This window comes from Methylobacterium sp. Leaf113, assembly GCF_001423325.1.
Taxonomy (GTDB): Bacteria; Pseudomonadota; Alphaproteobacteria; order Rhizobiales; family Beijerinckiaceae; genus Methylobacterium.
Map to the genome: position 1 here is coordinate 73,499 of NZ_LMNJ01000051.1, position 19,257 is coordinate 92,755.

A 19,257-nucleotide genomic window follows, 5' to 3' on the forward strand; every position below is an offset into this window, starting at 1 on the left:
GGCACGGTCTCCCGTTCCCGGTCAGGCCGAGCGGGACAGCGGGACCTCGCGGGGACCGATCAGATCGACCTTCCGCTCCAGAAGGGTCGGCGGCGGAACGGGAGCTTCGATCGTGCACACGACGCCGGTCGGGGCGAACGCGAGTTGGACCGTACCATCGAGTTCGCGCGCCAGGCTGCGTTCGATCAGCCGCGATCCGAAACCGGTCCGGCTCGGCGGCACGACGGGCGGACCGCCGTCCTCGGTCCATTTCAGGGTCAGGCGGGTTTCGGTCAGGCGCTCGACCGACCACGCGATGGTGACGGTGCCGCCTTCCTGCGACAGCGCCCCGTACTTGACCGCATTGGTCCCGAGTTCGTGCAGCGCCATCGCGATCGACAAAGCGAGGCGCGGCGGCAGGCGGAGAGTCGGACCGGAGGCGATGAAGCGCGACCGTTGTCCTTCCCCGCTGTCCAGGGGCGCGATGGCATCGGAGACGACCGTTCCCAGCTCGGCCCCGTCCCAATTTTCGCGGGTCAGGACATTGTGGACCCGGGCCAGCGCCAGGAGCCGCGCCTCGAAGGCCGCGCGGGCGGCGGTGGCTTCCGGCCCGTCCAGTCTGCGCAGGGATTGGCCGGCGATCGATTGCACGGTGGCCAGGGTGTTCTTCACCCGATGGTTCAGCTCATGAATGAGGAGCTGCTGGTGCTCGGCGGCGCGCTTGGCATCGGTGATGTCGACGTTGCAGCCGGTATAGCCGAGGAAGTTGCCGGTATCGTCCGTGCGCGGCACGCCCTCGCAGCGGAGCCAGCGCACCACCCCGTCCCGGTCGATCACCCGCACGTCGGCCTGGAACGGCACCCGTGCCGCGAAGGCGTCGTTGAACCGTCGGGTGAAGGCCTCGAAATCGTCCGCGAAGATGATGCGCTGCCAGTTCTCCCCGCTGAGTTCGGCCGCCGTCTGGCCGCCGAACATGTGGTCGAAGTGCATGTTGGCGAAGCTGATCTGGGCCGCCTCGTCGGTCATCCAGATCAGGGCCGGCGCCGAATCCGCCATGTGCCGGAACCGCGCTTCGCTCTCGCGCAGGGCGCTCAGGCCCCGCTCCGTTTCCGCGAGCGCCCGGTCGCGCTCGTCGCTGCGCAGGCGTAGACGCTGCGAGGCTTCGGCGAGGACATCACCGAGACGCCGGATTTCGTGGATCGGCGAGGTGATGCGCGGGATGACCTCGCCGCGCGCCAAGGCCGGTCCCGTGGCGGCAAGCCGGCGCAGGGGCCGAGATACCCGTGACCACAGGTGAACCGCGAGCATCGACGAGGTTGCCAGGACGATCAGGCCGAATCCACAGAAGGCCCAGATCCAGTTGCGCAGGCGCGCCTCCACCAGGGCCTGCGGAATGATCGCCGCCGCCGTCCATCCGGTTAGGCGCGAGCGCGCCTCCACGACCGTGACCGGCTTCCTGCCCTGATCCTTGCCGTCCCAGACTCCCTGCGTCGCCGTCTGGTTTTGGCGCAGGCTGCCCAGGCGCATCGACCCGACGAGGGTGTCGCGGTCGGGGACGCGAGCCAGGATGATGCCGTCGCGGTCCGACAACCCGGTGGTCCAGCCGTCGACGGTCTCCCGGGCGACGAGGCTGTCCAATCGCCCAACCGGGACCGAGAAGCTGAGGATGTGGCTGACATTGCCCGCATTGAGCACCGGCACCGCGACCGCATAGGTCGCGTCGTCCGCTTTCATGCCCTTGATGAACCCTGAGACGATCGCCCGCTGGGCCCCGGAGGCGACTTCGCGATCGAAGGGAAGCCCGGTGCGCGGCAGGGGCGCGCCGCGCCGGACCGCCGTGTTGACGACCTGCTGTCCGTCGGGGCGCCGCAGGAGGATCTCCAGGCCGACCGTATCGCGCACGAGCCGGGCCTGGGCGTCGAAGCTGTCGAACTCGCCGTCCTTGAGCCGCGGCGAGGTCGCCAAGGTCTGCAGCACGGAGACGAGGCCGGCGGTGTCGCGGTCGACCGAGAGGGCGATACCCCGCACCTTCTCACGGGCATCCTGCTCGAAGCGCGCCCGCTCGGTGCCGGCATAGCGGACGAGGAGAATCGCGGTGAAGAGAAGGCCCGGCCCGATCAGCGCCACCACCAAGGCGACCAGGTAGACCTGTGTCGAGAACCCGCGGTGACGGACCCGGTCGATCACTGCGGCCACGGAGCGGGGCCACCACCTGGGACGTCCCCCCGGATCACCCGTCGCCGAACCGCGCGCTGTCACCGGATCCTTCGGGGTACGATCGCTCATGCGGGATCCGCAGGCGGGCGATCGTCTTTCCGGCGATCGATGTGGCCAAGATCCCGACCCGGGGCGAGGCAATCCCGCACGCGCTGCTTGAGAACCTTGATCTCCGGGAAGCCGCCATCGCGGGTCCGGTCCCAAATCAATTCCGTTCCGCACAGGATGACGAACGTGCCGCCGCTGCCTGGAATCAGCGCGACTTCACCGAGATCGTCGCGAAAGGTCGAGAGCAGTTCCTGCGCCATCCATCCCGCACGCAGCAACCATTGGCACTGCGTGCAGTACGTGATCGAAACCCGCAGCTTCTCGGGCGATGGGCGTCGCGTTTCGTCCATGGGTCGGTAAAGCGACCAATCCGTCCCACGTTGTCAACTATGACGACAGCCCGGGACGCGGTTGCGGCGCATGCAAGGTCTTCATCCGACGCGGCAGATCGCTCGGAGGCGGTCACTCGGATCGGGCGTGCTTAGCCGGCACGCGCCGTCAGAAACCGATCATCGATGACGGATGACGGACAGGGGGCCGAGCCGGCGAGGGAGGTGCTGCTTCGATCCATCCGCGAACAGCATGCTGCTTCCCGACAGTGCTGGCCTGACAAGAGTATCCTCGCGCGATCGGCGCCGACCGAACCCGCCCAGTGTCAGCCCGGTGGACGGGAACAGAGGCCGACGCGGAACGCCCGACAACTCGGCCAGCCCCCTCTTGGCATCGGTGTTAGCCTCGGTCTTGGCATCAGCCGATCAATCGCTCCATCGAGATGGTTCGCCGCGCTTCCGGACGCGCCATTTCCATGCACGACAATCCGCCCTCTCGGAGAGCCGAGCGTCCGCGTTTTCCTTGCTCTGGCGTTCCACCGCCGTTGTCGAGTCTCCGACACCCTGGCATGATCAGGGAATGTCACAGACGTCCTATCCCCGCTGGTCGCCGGCGGAACTCGTCGCGGAACTTCGCGAGGCCGCCGAGGAGATCGCGCCCGAACTGAACGGCATCAAGGCCGAGGAGACCCTGGAGGGCGAATCGGCTCAGATGATCGAGGAAATGGCCGAAGCGCTGAAGCGGATCGCCAGCGGGGCCCCTCGGCCGCAGGAGATTGCCCGGACGGCCCTTGCCGCGCAAACGCCACGCCTGCCGATCGGTCGCCCACAAGCGGGCGTCCGCAAGGCGGTGAAGCCACGGCGCTGACGTTTGTGCCGGACCAGCGGACGCCGGCCCTGGAAGCTTCCCCGGCGACGATTGTGTTTTCGGGAAGTCGACCCCCAAACGCTGCATCGATCATTAATCGTGATCGATGGTTTTGCGCTGGTGCCCGTGGTGGCGAACTGGTCTTTGAACTGGTAGAGCACGTTATTGTTGCAGTGCGATCTGCGCGGATTTCTTCGATCCACGATAGGCAGATTTTTCGGGATGAATGGTGAAATGTCGCAGCACGCCAACGCGTTGATCCATCCGGTGATTCTCTGTGGCGGCTCCGGCACGCGGCTCTGGCCCGCCTCGCGCGAGAGCATGCCCAAGCAGTTCACGCCGCTGGTCAATCCGGATTCCTCGACGTTCCAGGATACCGCCCTGCGCCTCGGTGACGGCTCGGTCTTCTCGCGACCCGCCATCCTCACCAGCAGCGATGCCCGCTTCATCGTCGCCGAGCAGTTGCAGCATGTGGGCATCGCGGCGGACATCATCCTCGAACCGGAGCGCCGGGATTCGGCCGCTGCCGTCGCGGTCGCGACCCTGCATGCCGCCCGGCGCGATCCGGAGGCGATCGTGCTCATCATGGCCGCCGACCACGTCATTGGCGACGCGGCCGCCTTCGTGGAGGCGGCCAGGGCCGCCGCCGCCGGTGCCCGCGCGGGGGCCATCATGACCCTCGGCATCACCCCGACCGCGCCCGCCACCGGCTACGGCTACATTCGCGTCGGCGCCGCTCTCGCGGGGGGCGAGGGCAACCACAAGGTCGAGCGCTTCGTCGAAAAGCCGGACCGCGACGGCGCCCTGCGGCTCATCGACGAGGGGGCGTTATGGAATTCTGGCTACTTCCTGTTCCGGGCCGACGTGATGCTGGCCGAACTCGAGACCTACGCGCCCGAGATCCTGGCCGCCACGCGGGCCGCCCTCGATGCCGCCGTGATCGACCTCGACTTCGTCCGGCTCGATGCGGCGGCCTTCGGCCGGGCGCCCAAGACCTCGATCGACTACGCCGTGATGGAGCGTACGGGCCGGGCCGGTGTCCGGCCGGTGTCCTTCCCCTGGTCGGATGTCGGCACCTGGGATGCGGTCTGGGACGTGCTCGCGCATGATTCCGACGGCAATGCGGTGCGCGGACGGGTCGAGACCATCGACACCCATGGCAGCCTGATCCACAGCGAGGGCGAGCACCTGACCACGGTCGTCGGCCTCGACGACGTCGTCGTGGTCACCACGCCGGACGCCGTCCTGGTGACCTCGAAGGCGCGCTCCGGACAGGTGAAGGACCTCGTCACCCGCTTGCGCGACAAGGCTCACCCGGAGGCGGATGCCCATCGGCGGATGTACCGGCCCTGGGGCTGGTACCAGCGCATCGACATCGGCGAGCGTTTCCAGGTCAAGCGGATCATGGTCACGCCCGGCGGTCGGCTGTCGCTGCAGAAGCACTTCCACCGCGCCGAGCACTGGGTCGTGGTGAAGGGCACCGCCGAGGTGACCTTGAACGAGTCCGTGGTGCTGGTGCACGAAAACGAGGCGATCTACCTGCCGATCGGCTCGATGCACCGCCTCACCAACCCCGGCAAGATCCCCCTGGAACTCATCGAGGTTCAGGTCGGCTCCTATACCGGCGAGGACGACATCATCCGCGTCGAGGACATCTACGGCCGCTAGTACGGTCGGGACCGACGCGGCGGCATCGGGCTCAGACTGTGACAGGCGCCATCGGCGTCCGACAGCCTGAGCGGGCTCGGCCCTCCGGTGCCGTCAAGCGGCGCCCGGAGGATCTGCGTGCGGCCTCGCTCCGCAGACGTTCGGTTAACTTGTTGTCTAAACGGGAAGCTCAAGACTCGGTTGAAGTAACCTCGACGGAACCGTCGACTTGCTGGATGTCTAGGGACAAATGAGCGCGGTAGAGAACCTGCGCCCCCTCCCCCCTTACGATCGCAAGATAGTCCTGGCGCTCGGTCTCGGTGCCGAACTCTTGCGCGATCTTGGCCATGATGCGTACAAGCTTGCTGCGCACTGCGCTCTCATCAGCCAATTCGAAGCCAACATTGTCCTTGACGAAATTGGCTCCGTCATGAAGATCAATAAAGAAGCGCGGCATAGACAATAACACCCGTGGGAATTTATCCCACTCCATATGATTAACCTAGGCTGTTCGAGCACCGAGCGCAATTGGTGCTGTCGACTTAGGTCGCCTCCCGGACAGATTTGTCGGCGCCCTGATCGACGCAATCTGCCGCCAGTGTCGCGGGTCTGTATCGCCCGTCGGAGAAAGCGGCCATCCGAAACCGTGACGGCGGACAGGCCGTCGACCCCTGCGCTATCAAGCGCATCCTTCTTGTGTGGTCCGGCTGCGCCTCATGTTCTTTCCGCTTTCGAAGCTGTTGTTTTTCGTGGTGACACCCTCGAATGCGCTCGTGCTCCTGATGCTCGTCGGGCTCGGTTTCGGCGCATCCGGATCGCGGCGATTCGGTTTCGGATTGGCGGCCGTCGCCGGGCTATTCCTCCTCATCGCGGGGCTCTCTCCTCTCGCCGTCACCGTCGCCCTTCCCCTGGAAGAGCGCTTTCCGGCTTTCGTCGACGATGGCAGACCGGTCGCTGGGATCATCGTGCTGGGCGGTGCGATCGAAACGCGGCTCTCGGGCGAGCGTGGTCAGCTCGTCCTGAACGATGCCGCCGAGCGCCAGATCGCGATGGCGGATCTGGCCCGGCGCTATCCGACGACCCGGCTCGTCTTCACCGGGGGCAGCGGCAGCTTGGTGAATAGAAAACCGTCCGAGGCGGAGACCGTCAGCCGGTACGCCGATTCCACAGGCCTGCCGCGGACGCGACTGATCCTGGAGGATCGATCGCGCAACACGTGGGAGAACGCCCTGTTCACCGCCGACATGGTCAAGCCGAAGCCCGACGAGCGCTGGCTCCTCGTCACGTCGGCCTGGCACATGCCTCGTGCCGTCGGCTGCTTCCGGCAGGCCGGCTTCGACATCACCGCTTATCCGGTCGATTACCGCACCGGCGGCTGGGACGACATCTGGCGCATAAACGGGTTCGCGTCGGAAGGACTGGCCCTTCTCGATCTGGTGACCAAGGAGTGGATCGGCCTCACGGCCTATCGGCTCGCCGGCTACACCGACGCGTGGTTGCCGGCGCCTCAGGCGCCTCAGGCGCCGTCCGCGACCGAGGCGACCGCGCCGAGCCGGTAGACGCCGCGGAAATCATCGGGGTCCTCGACGGCCTTGCCCTTGCGCAGGATCGCGACCTGTCCGGCCTTGGTCATGCGCACCGCGATGCGGCGGATCGGCTGCATCAGCGGGCTCCACGCCTCGGGTTGCGAGCCGCCGAGTTCCCGCGCCACTTCCGATGGGCAAACCGTCTTGCCGACATCGCGGGCCGCTACGAGGCGCAGGATTGTCTCCGCGATGAGGTCCTCGGACGGCCCCTTCCGCTCGGGACGGCCCGAAACCTTGGGCGTCGGTTTGACCGCCGGTTTCACGGCGGTTTTGGCAGCCGGCTCGGCCGCCAGCTTCTTGGGTGAGGATGTGCGCTGGCGCGTCGGCTTCTTCGGTATCGTCATGGCTGCCACCCCTGCCCTGTCCCGTCGTCTTCCGCTAGCAGGGCGGCGCGAATTCGCGAAGCGAATTGCCGGCGCCACATCACCAGGACGACGGCCGTGGTGGTGAGAACGAGCAGCCATGGGCTGATGAACCAGCCGAGATAAGCCAAGGCGAAGAAGAAAGCCCGCTGGCCGCGAGCGAAGTGACTGCCCGCAGCGATATTCATGGCGGCGGCCTTGCGCGCCGCACGCTGCATCTGCTCCGCTGTCGCGCTCGACCCTTTCGGCGGGACCGCGCCGAGCAGGATCGCGCCGTAGTTGAACAGCCGGTAGGCCCAGGAAAACTTGAAGAAGGCATAGACGAACACCACAGCCAGCCCCGCGACCTTGATCTCCCAGGTCACCCGCGAGGCGATGGCTCCGAACGGCAGAGCCCCGAACAGCGTGAGCACGTCGTCGCCCGAGCGCGACAGGGTGAGCACACCCCCGAGGGCAATCAGCGACGTGGAGGCAAAGAAGGCGGTTCCGTTCTGCAGCGAGGCGTTGATGGTGGTGTCGACCACGCGGTTGTCGCGCTCGATGAGTTGGCGCGTCCATTCCGCCCGCTGGGCGTTCATGATCTGGCTGAGACTGGTGCGGCGCCCGCGCATCCGCGCCACGGCGACGCCGTATCCGGCCCAGGCGGCCACGAAGTAGCAGAGCGCCGCGAGGTCGAGATAGGAGAAGTCGGGGGTCAGCATCGCGTCCGCTCTTCGACGACCGGGTCGGGGGCGCCTCGCCCCCGGGCGCTAGCGCGGTTTCCGCCGCCCTGTCCAGCGCTGCCGGACCGTACCCGCGCCGACCGGCCTCGAACGTCACCGAATCGCGAAACCGACCTCGACCACCGCATCGGTGCGATCCGTCACCGCAACCTCATTCACGCGTGAGCCCGGTGGTCCAGTCCGGCAGGCCTCCAGCATCCGGTCGATGGTGTCGGGTCGACCACAGAAGCGTGCCTCGACCGAGCCGTCCGCCCGGTTGCGGACATGACCGGCCAAGCCGAGACGGCCGGCCTCGCGACGCGTCCACATCCGGTAGCCGACCCCCTGGACCCGTCCGCGGATGATCACGTCAACGGTTCGGATCTCGGGGGTCTCCATCACCTGCTCCGACTCTCAGCGCGCGACGATCCCGCCCGCGCGCGGCCTCGCGAGCGGGGCCGGCTGAGCCGTTCCGCTGCGGAAAGTGAGATACCACGCCACCGAGATGAAGAGCACGCCACCGACGAAGTTGCCGAGCGTAACGGGAATCTGATTCCACACCCACCATTGCTCGAACGAGACGTGTGCCCCGAGCATCATGCCCGCCGGAATCATGAACATGTTGACGACGGCGTGTTCAAAGCCCTGCGCGAAGAAGAGAAAGATCGGCAGCCAGGCACCCAGGATCTTGCCGAAGGTCGAGGTCGACATCATCGACATGGTGACGCCGAGGCAGACCATCCAGTTGCACAGCATGGCCTTCACGAAGCAGGTCAGCATGCCGGCGCTGCCGAGAGTCTCGTAGGCGACCGTCTTCGACAGGGTGATGTCGATGATCTTCTGCGCCACACCGGCCGGCGGCGTGTGCCAGGCATTGGTGAGGGCGATGACCAGAAGCACGGCGTAGAGAACGCTGCCGACGAGATTGCCGACGAAGCCCCAGGCGAAGTTGCGCATCATCGGCCGAAAGCCGATCCGCCCCTCCATGAAGGACAGCGCCAGGATGCCGAAATTCCCTGTGCAGAGTTCGAGGCCCAAGCAAACGATCATCACGAAACCGACGGGGAACACGATGGCGCCCACGAAGGGAACGCCGCTCTGAACGGCACCGGTGAGCGCGAGGCTGGTGGCGATCCCGAGCAGCGCGCCGGCCATCATGCCGCGCACCAGCATGTCCCGAATCGACAGATCCGCGCGTACGACACCGGCCTCACTCATCGCGGCGGCCATGTCGGCAGGTTTTACGAAGTCCATCGGCAGATTTCCTCAATGTGTTTTGAGGACGCTCGACGCAAGGGGAAGGCCAAACTACGATTACGCAGGGCGATGGTGCGATCCAAGACCGACGCGGCCCTGCGAAACATTCCGTGCCGGCGCCCTACCCTGCGCGGCCACGCTGCCAAGTCTTCAACTCGGCGCAGTAGGCTGGCGGCAGTTGCGCCGCCGATGCAGCCGCGATGACCGCCTCCAGGTAGCCCGGACGGGGCGCGCCCGTAGCGCTGCTGCCGCCGAGATAAATCAGTGCCCGCTTCGCGCCGCCCTGCATCGAGACCGGCTGCATCGCCTTGATGTAGAGGCCGGCCGCGACGCCCTCGTAGCGGTCCAGGGCCGGCACGTCTCCGAGGGACAGGTCCCACAGGATTCCGAACACGGTCGCACGCGGGTCACGCACCACCGAGGCGTAGCCCTCGCGCATGATGATGAAGCGGTGCCGGTTGAGCCGTCCCTGCCCGATCAGCGTCGAGCGTGGGCACCGCGCCGCCATCGCGGCGGCATCCATGTTCGCACCGTAGGCGAAGTAGAGGGGCATCGACCGTTCCTGGCGTCCGTCCCGACCGTGCGCCCTCCCCGAATGGAGGAGGGTGCACGGTGCGGCTCAGCGATACCTCAGGCGAATTCGAGGATCACCGCGTCGACGGCAAGGCTGTCACCTTCCTTGGCGGAGATCTTGGAGACGGTTGCGTCGCGCTCGGCACGCAGGACATTCTCCATCTTCATCGCTTCGACGATGGCCAGCGGCTCGCCGTTCTTCACCTCCTGGCCTTCCTTCACCAGGATCGCCTTCACCAGACCGGGCATCGGGCAGAGCACCTGCTTGCCGGAGCCTGCATCCTCCTTGATCGGCATCAGGGCTGCCAGCGCCGCTTCACGCCGGGTGTAGACGCGGGCCTCGGCCGCCGCGCCCGCATGCTGCAGAGCGACGCCGTTGAGGAGGCCACGCACCTGCATGGCGACACGGGTGCCGGCGATCTCGCCCTGCCAGACCGGCTCGCCGGGACGCCACTCGCTGGACACCGTCCAGGTGGTGCCGTCCTCGCCCGTCACCAGCAGCGTACCGCCGACGGCGTCGACGGTGACCGGGTAGGATTCGCCGGCCAGCACGACGATGCGGTCGCGCTCGAAATGCAGCAGGGCGGGATCGCGCATCTGGCCGGAGATCCCGCGCTTGCGCTGGTTCATCTTGTGGTCGATGGCCGCCGCGGCCGCCGCCATGCGCTGGGCGACGGCGCCCTTCGGATCGGGGGCGACGAAGCCCTCGGGAAACTCCTCGGCGATGAAGCCGGTGGAGATGTTGCCCGAACGCCAGCGCGGATGGGCCATCAGGGCCGCCAGGAACGGAATGTTGTGGCGGATGCCCTCGATGGCGAAGGCGTCGAGGGCTTCGCCCTGCGATTCGATGGCCTCGGCCCGTGTCGGCGCCCAGGTCACCAGCTTGGCGATCATCGGATCGTAGTGGATCGCGATCTCGCCGCCCTCCTCCACGCCGGTGTCGTTGCGGACGATGGCGCCGCCGAACTCGCCCTCGGCCGGCGGCCGATAGGTGGTGAGACGGCCGATCGAGGGCAGGAAGTTGCGGGTCGGGTCCTCGGCATAGACGCGGCTCTCGACGGCCCAGCCATTCAGCTTCACATCGGTTTGCGCGAGCGGAAGCGTCTCACCGGCCGCGACCCGGATCATCATCTCGACGAGGTCGAGCCCGGTGATCATCTCGGTGACGGGATGCTCCACCTGCAGGCGGGTGTTCATTTCGAGGAAGTAGAACGATTTGTCCTGGCCGGCGACGAACTCGACCGTGCCGGCGGAATCGTAGCTCACCGCCTTGGCGAGGGCGACGGCCTGCTCGCCCATCTTCCGGCGCGTGGCCTCGTCGAGAAGTGGCGACGGCGCCTCCTCGATAACCTTCTGGTTACGTCGCTGGATCGAGCACTCGCGCTCGCCGAGGTAAATCACGTTCCCGTGCTTGTCGCCGATCACCTGGATCTCGATGTGGCGCGGATCGGTGATGAATTTTTCCACGAAGACGCGATCGTCGCCGAAGGACGAAGCAGCTTCCGATTTGGCACGGGCGAAGCCCTCGGCGACCTCCGACGAGGAATGGGCGATGCGCATGCCCTTGCCGCCGCCGCCGGCCGACGCCTTGATCATGACCGGATAGCCGATCTCGTCCGCGATCGTCACCGCGTGCTCGGGGCTCTCGATCACCCCGAGGAAGCCCGGAACGGTGGAGACGTTGGCGGCGGACGCCGCCTTCTTCGACTCAATCTTGTCACCCATCGCGGCGATCGCGCCTGGGTTCGGACCGATGAAGACGATGCCGGCCGCCTCCAGAGCGCGCGGGAAGGATTCGCGCTCGGATAGGAAGCCGTAGCCCGGATGCACGGCTTGGGCGCCGGTCTGCTTGCAGGCCTCGATGATCTTGTCGATCAGCAGGTAGGACTGTGCCGCCGGCGCGGGCCCGATATGCACCGCCTCGTCGGCCATGGCGACGTGCACGGCATCGCGGTCGGCATCCGAGTAGACCGCCACGGTCTTGATGCCCATGCGGCGGGCGGTCTTGATGATGCGACAGGCGATCTCGCCACGGTTCGCGATCAGGATTTTCTCGAACATTGATCCGCGCACTCTGTATTCAAACGGTAAACATCGAGGCGCGGTCGGCGCCCAAGCTTGTCTCCGATAAAGCAGTTATGCGGCTTCGGGAAGCAGACCGAACCGTGAGGCGCCCGTTGAACCGTGAATTGTGTTCACGCCATCTGCCGCGCCGGCGCCGAGATGGCCGCCTGCGCATCCCAGGCCGCCACGACGCGGTTCCGGCCGTTAGCCTTGGCGCGATAGAGGGCGATGTCGGCGTGCTTGACCAAATTGTCCGGCCAGTTGGTCGAGTCGTCGGGTGTCGCCAGCGCGATCCCGACGCTGACGCTGACCACCTGCCGGCCTTCGAGCCCCGGATGAGGCATGCCGAGGTCCGAGACGGCGCAGCGGATCACCTCGCCCAATACCAGAAGGCTCTCCGGCGTCGCATCCCGTAAAACGGCTATGAATTCCTCGCCGCCGAAGCGACCGACCACCGCCTGGGCCGGCATCGCCTGACGTATGGCCTCCGCAACGGCGATGAGACAGCGGTCACCCGCATCGTGTCCGGCGGTATCGTTGAATCGCTTGAAGTGATCGATATCGAGCAGGGCGACGCCGAGCCTGCCGTCGCGCTGTGCCGCCTCGGCCCAGGCATCGACCAGACGGCCCCGGATGGCGCGGCGATTGGCGAGACCGGTGAGGTCGTCGGTCCCGGCCAGCACCGCGAGGCGCGTGTTCATCTCGGTCAATCGATCGGCCTTGAGCAGGTCTTCCAGCCTGAGCATGAAGGAATGGCGATGGAGGATATTCATGCTCCGACGCGCCGGGATCAGGCATCCGAGTATGGCGCCGTAGAAGACCGCCATCGTCGCCCGAATGACGGGATCCATGGCCGGGTTCCGGAGGCAGAAAGCCCCGTAGATGCCGATGGCCAGGACGGCGGCGCTGATGGTCGAGACGAGGCGAACCGGAAAGATCACCAAGCCGGTCGCCAGGACGAACAAGCCACCGCTCAGGTAGCGCTCGGGGATTGCGCCCTCACCGGTGTAGCCCAGGACGCCGGACATCAGCATCAGGGATACGGCCGCGACCGGCAGGATGAGACTTTCGGCTTTTTGCGACCGAAACCGGGTCATCGCCCAGCACAAGCTACCATAGATAACCGGAAGGAAGATGAAGTGCGACAGGAGCGACACTTCGAAAATACGGGGATTCTGCAGAACGTCGATGGCGAAGATGGGCGTATTCAGGATCGCGACCCAGATCAGCCATGAGCGAATACGCTTGGCACGTTCGTGCCAGGTGCTGCTGTGATAGAGGGCTTCGAGACGTTTCGTCAGCGTGAGGTCGCGGATGCGGCCGTCAAGGACGGCTTCGACCTCGGTCAGCAGTTCCGCTCGTCCTGCGGGGTCCAGGGCATCGATGGGCGCCCGCCATCGGCTGGCCCGCATCTTCGCTGCCTTTCCGACTGTCGACTGCCTCATCAGGAAATCCGGGTTGAGACGAGCACCTGCTGTCAAGGCCTGAACGGGTCACGGTATCAGGATAAGTCATGCCGCCTTAACAAAAGATGTCTCGGGATGCGTGTGTTGTCGAACGGTTTTCGCGGACAGCGCGAATGCGATCAGTGCTTCGTCGCTCACCTGGGCCTCGCGGACCACTTCGCGGGCGATCCGAGCTGCAAGGGGGCTCGGGCCGCTGCCGGCGCGCAGGGAGCTGACCAGCCAGCACGCCAGCTCGGTGTTGATGTAGCCGGTGGGACGCTCGCCCCAGACCGCGAAGTCGACCACGGCGGCGGTCAGGTAATCCCCGAAGGCTTTATCGGTCGCGGTCACGACCCGGTCGAGGGCGATCAGCATGTCGGCCTCGTCGCGGCTGGTGAGGCCATCCGGAAGGACGTGGCGGGTCAGCGCGACGACGTCGGCGGCGGTGATAGCGCCGGCGGCGACGATACGGTTACAGAAAACCTGAAGCGAAAGGTTGATCATGTCTTGATGCCTCCCCGGCTTTGTCTTGGCCGGTCTGTGTCCCTGTCGATGGTTTGACTATGCAGGACGGCATCGTTCAAGCAGTTAACGCCCAAATCTGAATCGACGTTCAGGTTAAAGCCTGATCACGAATGAGCCTTTCGAAAAGATGACCTTCCACACTGCGCCTCAGCGCACCACCACCTTCGCGCCGATCGGCACGCGGTCGTAGAGGTCGACGACATCGTCGTTGAGCATGCGGATACAGCCCGAGGACACCGCCTGGCCGATCTTCTCGGGCTCGTTGGTGCCGTGGATGCGGAACAGCGTGTCCTTCCTGCCCTCGGCCAAGTACAGAGCCCGTGCGCCGATGGGGCTGGTCGGTCCGCCTTCCAGGCGCTTCGGCAGGTCGGGCCGGCGCGCCAGCATCTCGGGCGGCGGGTTCCAATCGGGCCACTCGCCCTTGCGATCGACATTGGCCGTCCCGGCCCAGGCCATGCCGGCATGGCCGACCGCCACGGGATAGCGCACCGCCTTGCCGTCCGGCAGCACGTAGTACAGGCGCCGCTCCTTGGTAACCACGATGACCGTACCGGGGGCTTCCCGAGTCAGGTAATCCACGGTGGTGCGAGCGATCTTCGGATCGACGATTGCCGTTGGCGCCAGCTTCATCCAGGCCTTGTCGCGGGCAACGGGGTCCATCGGTGCGGCGCTGCCAGGCGCGGGTGTGACCGCGGCGACTTGGACCGTCGCCGGTGCGGTGGAGATCCCCGCCGTCCGGGGGTTGCAGGCCCCAAGGGGCAGCAGGGCACTCAACAGCAGGGCGATGGCGGGAGTGCGCATGGGTGGGGCCTGTCTTGGTAGGGCTGGTTTCGACCTGCCCACCTGTGACGCGGCCCGATCGATTCTAGGTGGATCAGGTCTTGCACAACCAGGGCCGAACGCGCATCCCAACACGACGATCGCATGCAAGATGTGATACATTGGCACCATGTGTTGCGGGAATGCCGCAGCACAGGTTCGCCATTGGAGGGACGACCGTGACGACGCTGTACGTGAGCCATCCGTCCGCCCTCGACCATGCCATGCCCGAAGGGCATCCCGAGCGGGCCGATCGCATCCGCGCCGTCGAGCGGGCGCTGGAGGACGAGCGCTTCGCGGGATTGCTGCGCGGGCTGGCGCCGAAGGCCGACGCCTCCGTTCCGGCCCTGGTCCATCCCGTCCCCTACGTCCAGGCGATCATCGAAGCGTCGCCGATGGACGGCTACGTCCAGATCGATGGCGACACCCTGCTGTCGCCCGGTACCCTCGAAGCCGCGCTGCGCGGGGTCGGCGGCGCGGTCCATGCGGTCGATGCCGTCATGACAGGTGAGTGCACCAACGCCTTCGTGGCCATGCGCCCGCCGGGGCACCATGCCGAGCGCATGACCGCCATGGGGTTCTGCCTGTTCAACAACGCCGCCATCGCGGCCCGCCATGCCCGGGAGGCGTACGGGACGAGCCGGGTCGCGATTGTCGATTGGGACGTCCACCACGGCAACGGAACCCAGGACATCTTCTGGGACGACAAATCGGTCCTGTATGCATCGACTCACGAGATGCCGCTCTTCCCGGGCACGGGGGCGGCGTCCGAGCGCGGCAATCACGACACCATCGTCAACGTGCCCCTGCGCGCCGGCGACGATAGCGAACGCTTCCGCGAGGTCTTCGAGGCCGGCATCCTGCGCCGTCTCGACGCCTTCGCGCCCGACCTCGTTATCATCTCGGCTGGGTTCGATGCGCACCACCTCGACCCGCTCGGGCATGTCCAGTTGACCGAGGCCGATTTCGGCTGGGCGACGCGCCGCCTCGTGGACCTCGCCGCCAGACATGCAGGCAGCCGCGTGGTTTCCGTACTGGAGGGGGGCTACAGCCTGAAGGGACTGGGACTTTCGGTGTCGGCTCACGTTGACGCCCTGATGGGCCGGTGAAGGAGCACGCCGCCTGCGGGGGCTACGCCTCAAACTCGCAAGAACCTGGGAAACCGAAAGGTCGGGCGTAAGCCTCGCTCTTCGGCGCGTGCATTCGAGGCTTGGACCGGGTGCTTGACGCGCGAGCGGACGCTTCGCGCGCCCTATCCGTCGATGCGCTCGTCACCCAGGAACTCGATCCCGAAACCGGACAGGCCTACATAGGCGCGCGACGAGGTCGCGAGGTTGCGGATCGACGCGACGCCGAGGTCGCGCAGGATCTGCGCCCCAAGTCCGATTTCTCGCCACTGGGCCACCCGCTGGGCCTCCGAACCCTCTTCGGCGAAGGGCTTCAGGGGTACGCCGGCCGTACCGTCGCGCAGGTAGACCAGAACGCCCCGGCCTTCCTCGGCGAAGCGGCGCATCACCGCTTCGATTTGACGGCCCCCCTCGATCACGTCGGCGACCACGTTGGAACGGTGGAGCCGCACCAGAACGTCCTTGCCATCGCCGATGCGGCCATGGACGAACGCGAATTGCTGCACGGTCTCGAACGGCGTGGTGTAGGCGTAGCCCGTCATTTCGCCGAACTCGGTCTTCACCGGGAAGGTGCTGACCCGCTCGACAAGCGTTTCGCGCGCTTGCCGGTAGGCGATCAGATCGGCCACCGAAACCCGCTTGAGCTTGTGCAGGTCCGCGAAGGCGGTGATCTGCGGGCCCTTCATCACGGTGCCGTCGTCGTTGGCGAGTTCACAGATCACGCCGACCGGCGGCAATCCGGCGAGCTTGCACAGGTCGACCGCCGCCTCGGTGTGGCCGGAGCGCATGAGCACGCCGCCATCCTTGGCGATCAGCGGGAAGACATGGCCGGGACGGACGAAATCGTCCTCGCCCATGTTGCCGTTGGCCAGCGCCCGCACGGTGTTGCAGCGCTGCTCGGCCGAGATGCCGGTGGTCAGCCCGTGCTTGGTGTCCACCGTGACCGTGAAGGCGGTGCCGAGCGGCGCGTCGTTCGAGGCCACCATCGGGTCGAGGCGAAGGCGCCGGGCCTCGGCGCGGGTCAGCGGCGCGCAGACGATGCCGCAGGTGTTGCGGATGATGAACGCCATCTTCTCCGGGGTGCAGAGCGAGGCCGCGACGACGAGGTCGCCCTCGTTCTCGCGGTCGTCGTCATCGGTGACGACGACGATCTCGCCGCGGGCATAGGCCTCGATGGCCTCGGTGACTTGGGTGTGGGGCACGGGCTGTCTCTTGACGTTTCGCGGATCGGACGATGGCGGGCGCAAGCGGGATCAGTCCCGCGCGCCGACCTGCCCCCGATGGCGCAGATAGTGATCGGCGAGGACGCACGCCATCATGGCCTCGGCCACCGGCACGGCGCGAATGCCGACGCAGGGGTCGTGCCGCCCTTTGGTGATGAGGTCGACGTCGCGGTTGTCACGGGTGACGCTCATGCGCGGGGTCAGGATCGACGAGGTCGGCTTCACGGCGAAGCGGCACACGATGGGCTGTCCGGTGGAGATGCCACCGAGGACGCCGCCCGCATGGTTGGCCAGGAAGGTCGGGGCGCCGGCATTGCCGGACCGCATCTCGTCTGCATTGTCTTCGCCGCGCAGGGCCGCGGAGGCGAAGCCGTCGCCGATCTCGACGCCCTTCACGGCGTTGATCGACATCATGGCGGCGGCGAGATCCGCGTCGAGCTTGCCGTAGATCGGCGCCCCGAGTCCGGGGGGCACGCCCTCGGCCACCACCTCGATCACGGCGCCAACCGACGAGCCGTCTTTGCGGATGCCGTCGAGATAGTCTTCGTAGAAGCTTGCCGTCTCGGGATCGGGGCAGAAGAACGGATTAGCGTTCACCGCCTCCCAATCCCAGCGCGACCGGTCGATGGCGTGCGGTCCCATCTGCACCAGGGCGGCGCGGATGGTGACGCCGGCAGGCAGGACCTTGCGGGCGACGGCGCCCGCCGCGACCCGCGCGGCGGTCTCGCGCGCCGAGGAGCGCCCGCCGCCGCGATAGTCGCGGATTCCGTACTTCGCGTCGTAGGCGTAGTCGGCGTGGCCCGGCCGGAAGCTGTCGCGGATCTCGGAATAATCCTTCGAGCGCTGGTCGGTATTCTCGATTTCGAGGGCGATCGGGGTGCCGGTGGTCAGCTGGATGCCGCCGGTGCGGTCGTCGGCGAAGACGCCCGAGAGAATGCGGACCTGATCGGGTTCGCGCCGCTGCGTGGTGAAGCGCGACTGCCCGGGCTTGCGCCGATCGAGTTCCGCCTGGATGTCTTCCGCCGACAGGGCCAATCCGGGCGGACAGCCATCGACCACGCAGCCGAGGGCGACCCCGTGGCTCTCGCCGAAGGTGGTGACGCGAAACAGGTGTCCGAACGTATTGTGCGACATGGCGCACCCGCTCTAGCGCGGGTTTGCCCCGAGGGCCAGCGCGGGGCCATGCGCCGGTTCGGGGACGACCGTGCGCCAGGACACGGGCCGAACCTTAAGCCTCCGGTCGTGCCAGCACGCCGCCGGTCGTTGGTTCACGGACGCCGGTGGTGGACGGGAAGGTGATCGGCAGGCCCTTCACCGAGCGCACCGCGAGATGCGCGAAGGCCTGCGCCTCGAGATAGGCCGAGGACCAGCCGATGGCGTCGGCCGTCGTGATCTCGGCGCGCAGGTGATAATTCAGCAGGCGCACCAGTTCGCCGTTGCGGGCGCCGCCGCCGGCCACGATCCAGCGTGCGGGAATCTCGGGCGCATGGTCGAGGGCGCGCGCCACCGCCCGCGCGGTAAAAGCGGTCAGCGTCGCCGCGCCGTCCTCGGTGGAGAGCTGGCCCGCGAGCTTGTGCGAGAACCAGTTCCGGTCGAGCGACTTCGGCGGGCGCCGGGCGAAGAACGGGTGGATCAGCAGCCAGGCCAGCAGCGGCTCGTCGGGCCGGCCGCGGGCGGCGGTGCGGCCGCCGTCGTCGAGGGGGCGGCCGGTGCGCTCGCGCATCCAGTCGTCGATCAGGGCATTGCCGGGTCCGGTGTCGAACGCGATGACGTCGCCGTTCGCCGACAGGATCGTGGCGTTGGCGACTCCGCCGATGTTCAGGATGCCCAGCGCCCCTTCGAAGCCGGAGGCACGGGCCAGCGCCTGGTGGAACACCGGTACCAGGGGGGCTCCCTGCCCACCTGCCAGCACGTCGGCGTGGCGCAGATCCGAGACCACGGCGATGCCGAGGCGGCGGCTGAGGGCCGCGCCGTCGCCGATCTGCACGCTCATGCGCTGGTCCGGCCGGTGCACCACGGTCTGGCCGTGGAAGCCGACCACATCGATGTCGGCGGCCGTGAGGCCGTTATCGGCCAGGAAGCTCTCGACCGCCTCGGCGTGGGCGGCGGTGACGAAGGCCTCGGCCTCGGCAAGGCATCCCGGACGGTCCTCGCGCGCGTTAATGCCCTCCGCATCGATCAGCGCTTGGCGCAGCAGGGACCGATCCTCGTCCGAGTAGCCGCGATAGCCCGTGGGCCCGAGGGGTTCGAGATAGCCGTTATGGCTCACCACCACCCGCACGGTCTCGCCGTCCGTCTCGATCAGCGCGACGTCGACGCCGTCGAGGGACGTGCCGCTCATCAGTCCGATCGCGCGCATCATCGCCATGGTTTCCGCCCCGTGCCTTCCGTGTGCAGCCCTGCTAAGAGCCGCCCAGATCCCGTGCGGTGCTATCACGCGGCCTTCGACCCTGTCCCGCGCCGCGATTCCCTCGAACCGGAACTTCG

19 protein-coding genes are annotated in these 19,257 nt (G+C 67.0%); 4 read left to right on the plus strand and 15 right to left on the minus strand.

All coding sequences use genetic code 11. The features are described 5' to 3' along the window. Positions 1–21 precede the first annotated feature (21 nt). Positions 22–2,166: a sensor histidine kinase gene (locus ASF60_RS19920; protein WP_056189668.1), complete on the minus strand. Its 2,145-nt coding sequence runs from the start codon at positions 2,164–2,166 to the stop codon at positions 22–24. A gap of 95 nt (positions 2,167–2,261) precedes the next feature. Further along, positions 2,262–2,594, minus strand: coding sequence for a SelT/SelW/SelH family protein (locus tag ASF60_RS19925; protein ID WP_056189205.1), 333 nt, complete (start codon positions 2,592–2,594; stop codon positions 2,262–2,264). Between the two features lie 559 nt (positions 2,595–3,153). On the opposite strand from ASF60_RS19925, the gene ASF60_RS19930 reads away from it, so the two are divergent. Next, on the plus strand, positions 3,154–3,441 hold the full coding sequence (locus ASF60_RS19930) for a hypothetical protein (protein WP_056189209.1): 288 nt from the start codon (positions 3,154–3,156) through the stop codon (positions 3,439–3,441). Positions 3,442–3,675: 234 nt separating this feature from the next. Continuing rightward, positions 3,676–5,109: a mannose-1-phosphate guanylyltransferase/mannose-6-phosphate isomerase gene (locus tag ASF60_RS19935; RefSeq protein ID WP_056189212.1), complete on the plus strand. Its 1,434-nt coding sequence runs from the start codon at positions 3,676–3,678 to the stop codon at positions 5,107–5,109. Positions 5,110–5,278: 169 nt separating this feature from the next. Here ASF60_RS19935 and ASF60_RS19940 read toward each other — a convergent pair whose 3' ends face one another. Next, positions 5,279–5,581, minus strand: coding sequence for a DUF6894 family protein (locus tag ASF60_RS19940; RefSeq protein WP_244478520.1), 303 nt, complete (start codon positions 5,579–5,581; stop codon positions 5,279–5,281). A 223-nt stretch (positions 5,582–5,804) separates the two neighbouring features. Here ASF60_RS19940 and ASF60_RS19945 point away from each other — a divergent pair, with 223 nt between their 5' ends. After that, positions 5,805–6,647 (plus strand): YdcF family protein, encoded by an 843-nt coding sequence (locus ASF60_RS19945; protein WP_056189672.1) that lies wholly within the window; start codon positions 5,805–5,807, stop codon positions 6,645–6,647. Here ASF60_RS19945 and ASF60_RS25855 read toward each other — a convergent pair. The 9 genes from ASF60_RS25855 to ASF60_RS19990 form a co-directional block, all read right to left on the minus strand. Then, a complete protein-coding gene (locus ASF60_RS25855) occupies positions 6,605–6,865 on the minus strand; it encodes a DUF3253 domain-containing protein (RefSeq protein ID WP_056189674.1) in 261 nt (86 codons plus the stop codon). The two genes, ASF60_RS19945 and ASF60_RS25855, sit on opposite strands and share 43 nt — an antisense overlap. Before the next feature lie 149 nt (positions 6,866–7,014). Next, positions 7,015–7,737, minus strand: coding sequence for a DUF599 domain-containing protein (locus ASF60_RS19955; protein WP_056189215.1), 723 nt, complete (start codon positions 7,735–7,737; stop codon positions 7,015–7,017). A 114-nt stretch (positions 7,738–7,851) separates the two neighbouring features. Next, positions 7,852–8,136, minus strand: coding sequence for an acylphosphatase (locus ASF60_RS19960; protein ID WP_056189218.1), 285 nt, complete (start codon positions 8,134–8,136; stop codon positions 7,852–7,854). Between the two features lie 15 nt (positions 8,137–8,151). Next, a complete protein-coding gene (locus tag ASF60_RS19965) occupies positions 8,152–8,991 on the minus strand; it encodes a formate/nitrite transporter family protein (protein WP_056189220.1) in 840 nt (279 codons plus the stop codon). Positions 8,992–9,115: 124 nt separating this feature from the next. Continuing rightward, the gene (locus ASF60_RS19970; protein WP_056189223.1) at positions 9,116–9,547 is read right to left on the minus strand and encodes a gamma-glutamylcyclotransferase; all 432 of its coding nucleotides are present in this window, start codon (positions 9,545–9,547) and stop codon (positions 9,116–9,118) included. A 77-nt stretch (positions 9,548–9,624) separates the two neighbouring features. Next, positions 9,625–11,628: an acetyl-CoA carboxylase biotin carboxylase subunit gene (locus ASF60_RS19975; RefSeq protein ID WP_056189226.1), complete on the minus strand. Its 2,004-nt coding sequence runs from the start codon at positions 11,626–11,628 to the stop codon at positions 9,625–9,627. A gap of 134 nt (positions 11,629–11,762) precedes the next feature. After that, positions 11,763–13,043: a GGDEF domain-containing protein gene (locus ASF60_RS19980; protein ID WP_056189230.1), complete on the minus strand. Its 1,281-nt coding sequence runs from the start codon at positions 13,041–13,043 to the stop codon at positions 11,763–11,765. Between the two features lie 99 nt (positions 13,044–13,142). Then, positions 13,143–13,580 carry a hypothetical protein gene (locus ASF60_RS19985; RefSeq protein ID WP_056189233.1) on the minus strand — a complete coding sequence of 146 codons (438 nt, stop codon included), beginning with the start codon at positions 13,578–13,580 and terminating at the stop codon, positions 13,143–13,145. Between the two features lie 168 nt (positions 13,581–13,748). After that, entirely contained in the window at positions 13,749–14,402 is a 654-nt protein-coding gene (locus ASF60_RS19990; RefSeq protein ID WP_056189235.1) for a L,D-transpeptidase, read from the minus strand. A gap of 197 nt (positions 14,403–14,599) precedes the next feature. On the opposite strand from ASF60_RS19990, the gene ASF60_RS19995 reads away from it, so the two are divergent. Next, positions 14,600–15,529, plus strand: a complete 930-nt coding sequence (locus tag ASF60_RS19995) for a histone deacetylase family protein (RefSeq protein WP_056189238.1) — start codon at positions 14,600–14,602, stop codon at positions 15,527–15,529. A 143-nt stretch (positions 15,530–15,672) separates the two neighbouring features. On the opposite strand, the gene ribB is transcribed toward ASF60_RS19995, so the two are convergent. The 3 genes from ribB to ASF60_RS20010 form a co-directional block, all read right to left on the minus strand. Further along, positions 15,673–16,749, minus strand: coding sequence for a 3,4-dihydroxy-2-butanone-4-phosphate synthase (gene ribB / locus ASF60_RS20000; protein WP_056189241.1), 1,077 nt, complete (start codon positions 16,747–16,749; stop codon positions 15,673–15,675). A gap of 51 nt (positions 16,750–16,800) precedes the next feature. Beyond that, positions 16,801–17,904: a chorismate synthase gene (gene aroC / locus ASF60_RS20005; RefSeq protein ID WP_056189244.1), complete on the minus strand. Its 1,104-nt coding sequence runs from the start codon at positions 17,902–17,904 to the stop codon at positions 16,801–16,803. Positions 17,905–17,998: 94 nt separating this feature from the next. Beyond that, positions 17,999–19,138, minus strand: coding sequence for an anhydro-N-acetylmuramic acid kinase (locus tag ASF60_RS20010; RefSeq protein WP_200941008.1), 1,140 nt, complete (start codon positions 19,136–19,138; stop codon positions 17,999–18,001). Between the last annotated feature and the right edge of the window lie 119 nt (positions 19,139–19,257).

Coding starts and splice junctions, on each gene's coding strand:
- ASF60_RS19940 (WP_244478520.1), bottom strand. CDS start 5,581: ATGGAGTGGGATAAATTCCCACGGGTGTTATTGTCTATGCCGCGCTTC.
- ASF60_RS19935 (WP_056189212.1), top strand. CDS start 3,676: ATGTCGCAGCACGCCAACGCGTTGATCCATCCGGTGATTCTCTGTGGC.
- ASF60_RS19955 (WP_056189215.1), bottom strand. CDS start 7,737: ATGCTGACCCCCGACTTCTCCTATCTCGACCTCGCGGCGCTCTGCTAC.
- ASF60_RS19925 (WP_056189205.1), bottom strand. CDS start 2,594: ATGGACGAAACGCGACGCCCATCGCCCGAGAAGCTGCGGGTTTCGATC.
- ASF60_RS19980 (WP_056189230.1), bottom strand. CDS start 13,043: ATGCGGGCCAGCCGATGGCGGGCGCCCATCGATGCCCTGGACCCCGCA.
- ASF60_RS19975 (WP_056189226.1), bottom strand. CDS start 11,628: ATGTTCGAGAAAATCCTGATCGCGAACCGTGGCGAGATCGCCTGTCGC.
- ASF60_RS19965 (WP_056189220.1), bottom strand. CDS start 8,991: ATGGACTTCGTAAAACCTGCCGACATGGCCGCCGCGATGAGTGAGGCC.
- aroC (WP_056189244.1), bottom strand. CDS start 17,904: ATGTCGCACAATACGTTCGGACACCTGTTTCGCGTCACCACCTTCGGC.
- ASF60_RS19945 (WP_056189672.1), top strand. CDS start 5,805: ATGTTCTTTCCGCTTTCGAAGCTGTTGTTTTTCGTGGTGACACCCTCG.
- ASF60_RS19990 (WP_056189235.1), bottom strand. CDS start 14,402: ATGCGCACTCCCGCCATCGCCCTGCTGTTGAGTGCCCTGCTGCCCCTT.
- ASF60_RS19930 (WP_056189209.1), top strand. CDS start 3,154: ATGTCACAGACGTCCTATCCCCGCTGGTCGCCGGCGGAACTCGTCGCG.
- ASF60_RS19960 (WP_056189218.1), bottom strand. CDS start 8,136: ATGGAGACCCCCGAGATCCGAACCGTTGACGTGATCATCCGCGGACGG.
- ASF60_RS19970 (WP_056189223.1), bottom strand. CDS start 9,547: ATGCCCCTCTACTTCGCCTACGGTGCGAACATGGATGCCGCCGCGATG.
- ASF60_RS20010 (WP_200941008.1), bottom strand. CDS start 19,138: ATGGCGATGATGCGCGCGATCGGACTGATGAGCGGCACGTCCCTCGAC.
- ASF60_RS19985 (WP_056189233.1), bottom strand. CDS start 13,580: ATGATCAACCTTTCGCTTCAGGTTTTCTGTAACCGTATCGTCGCCGCC.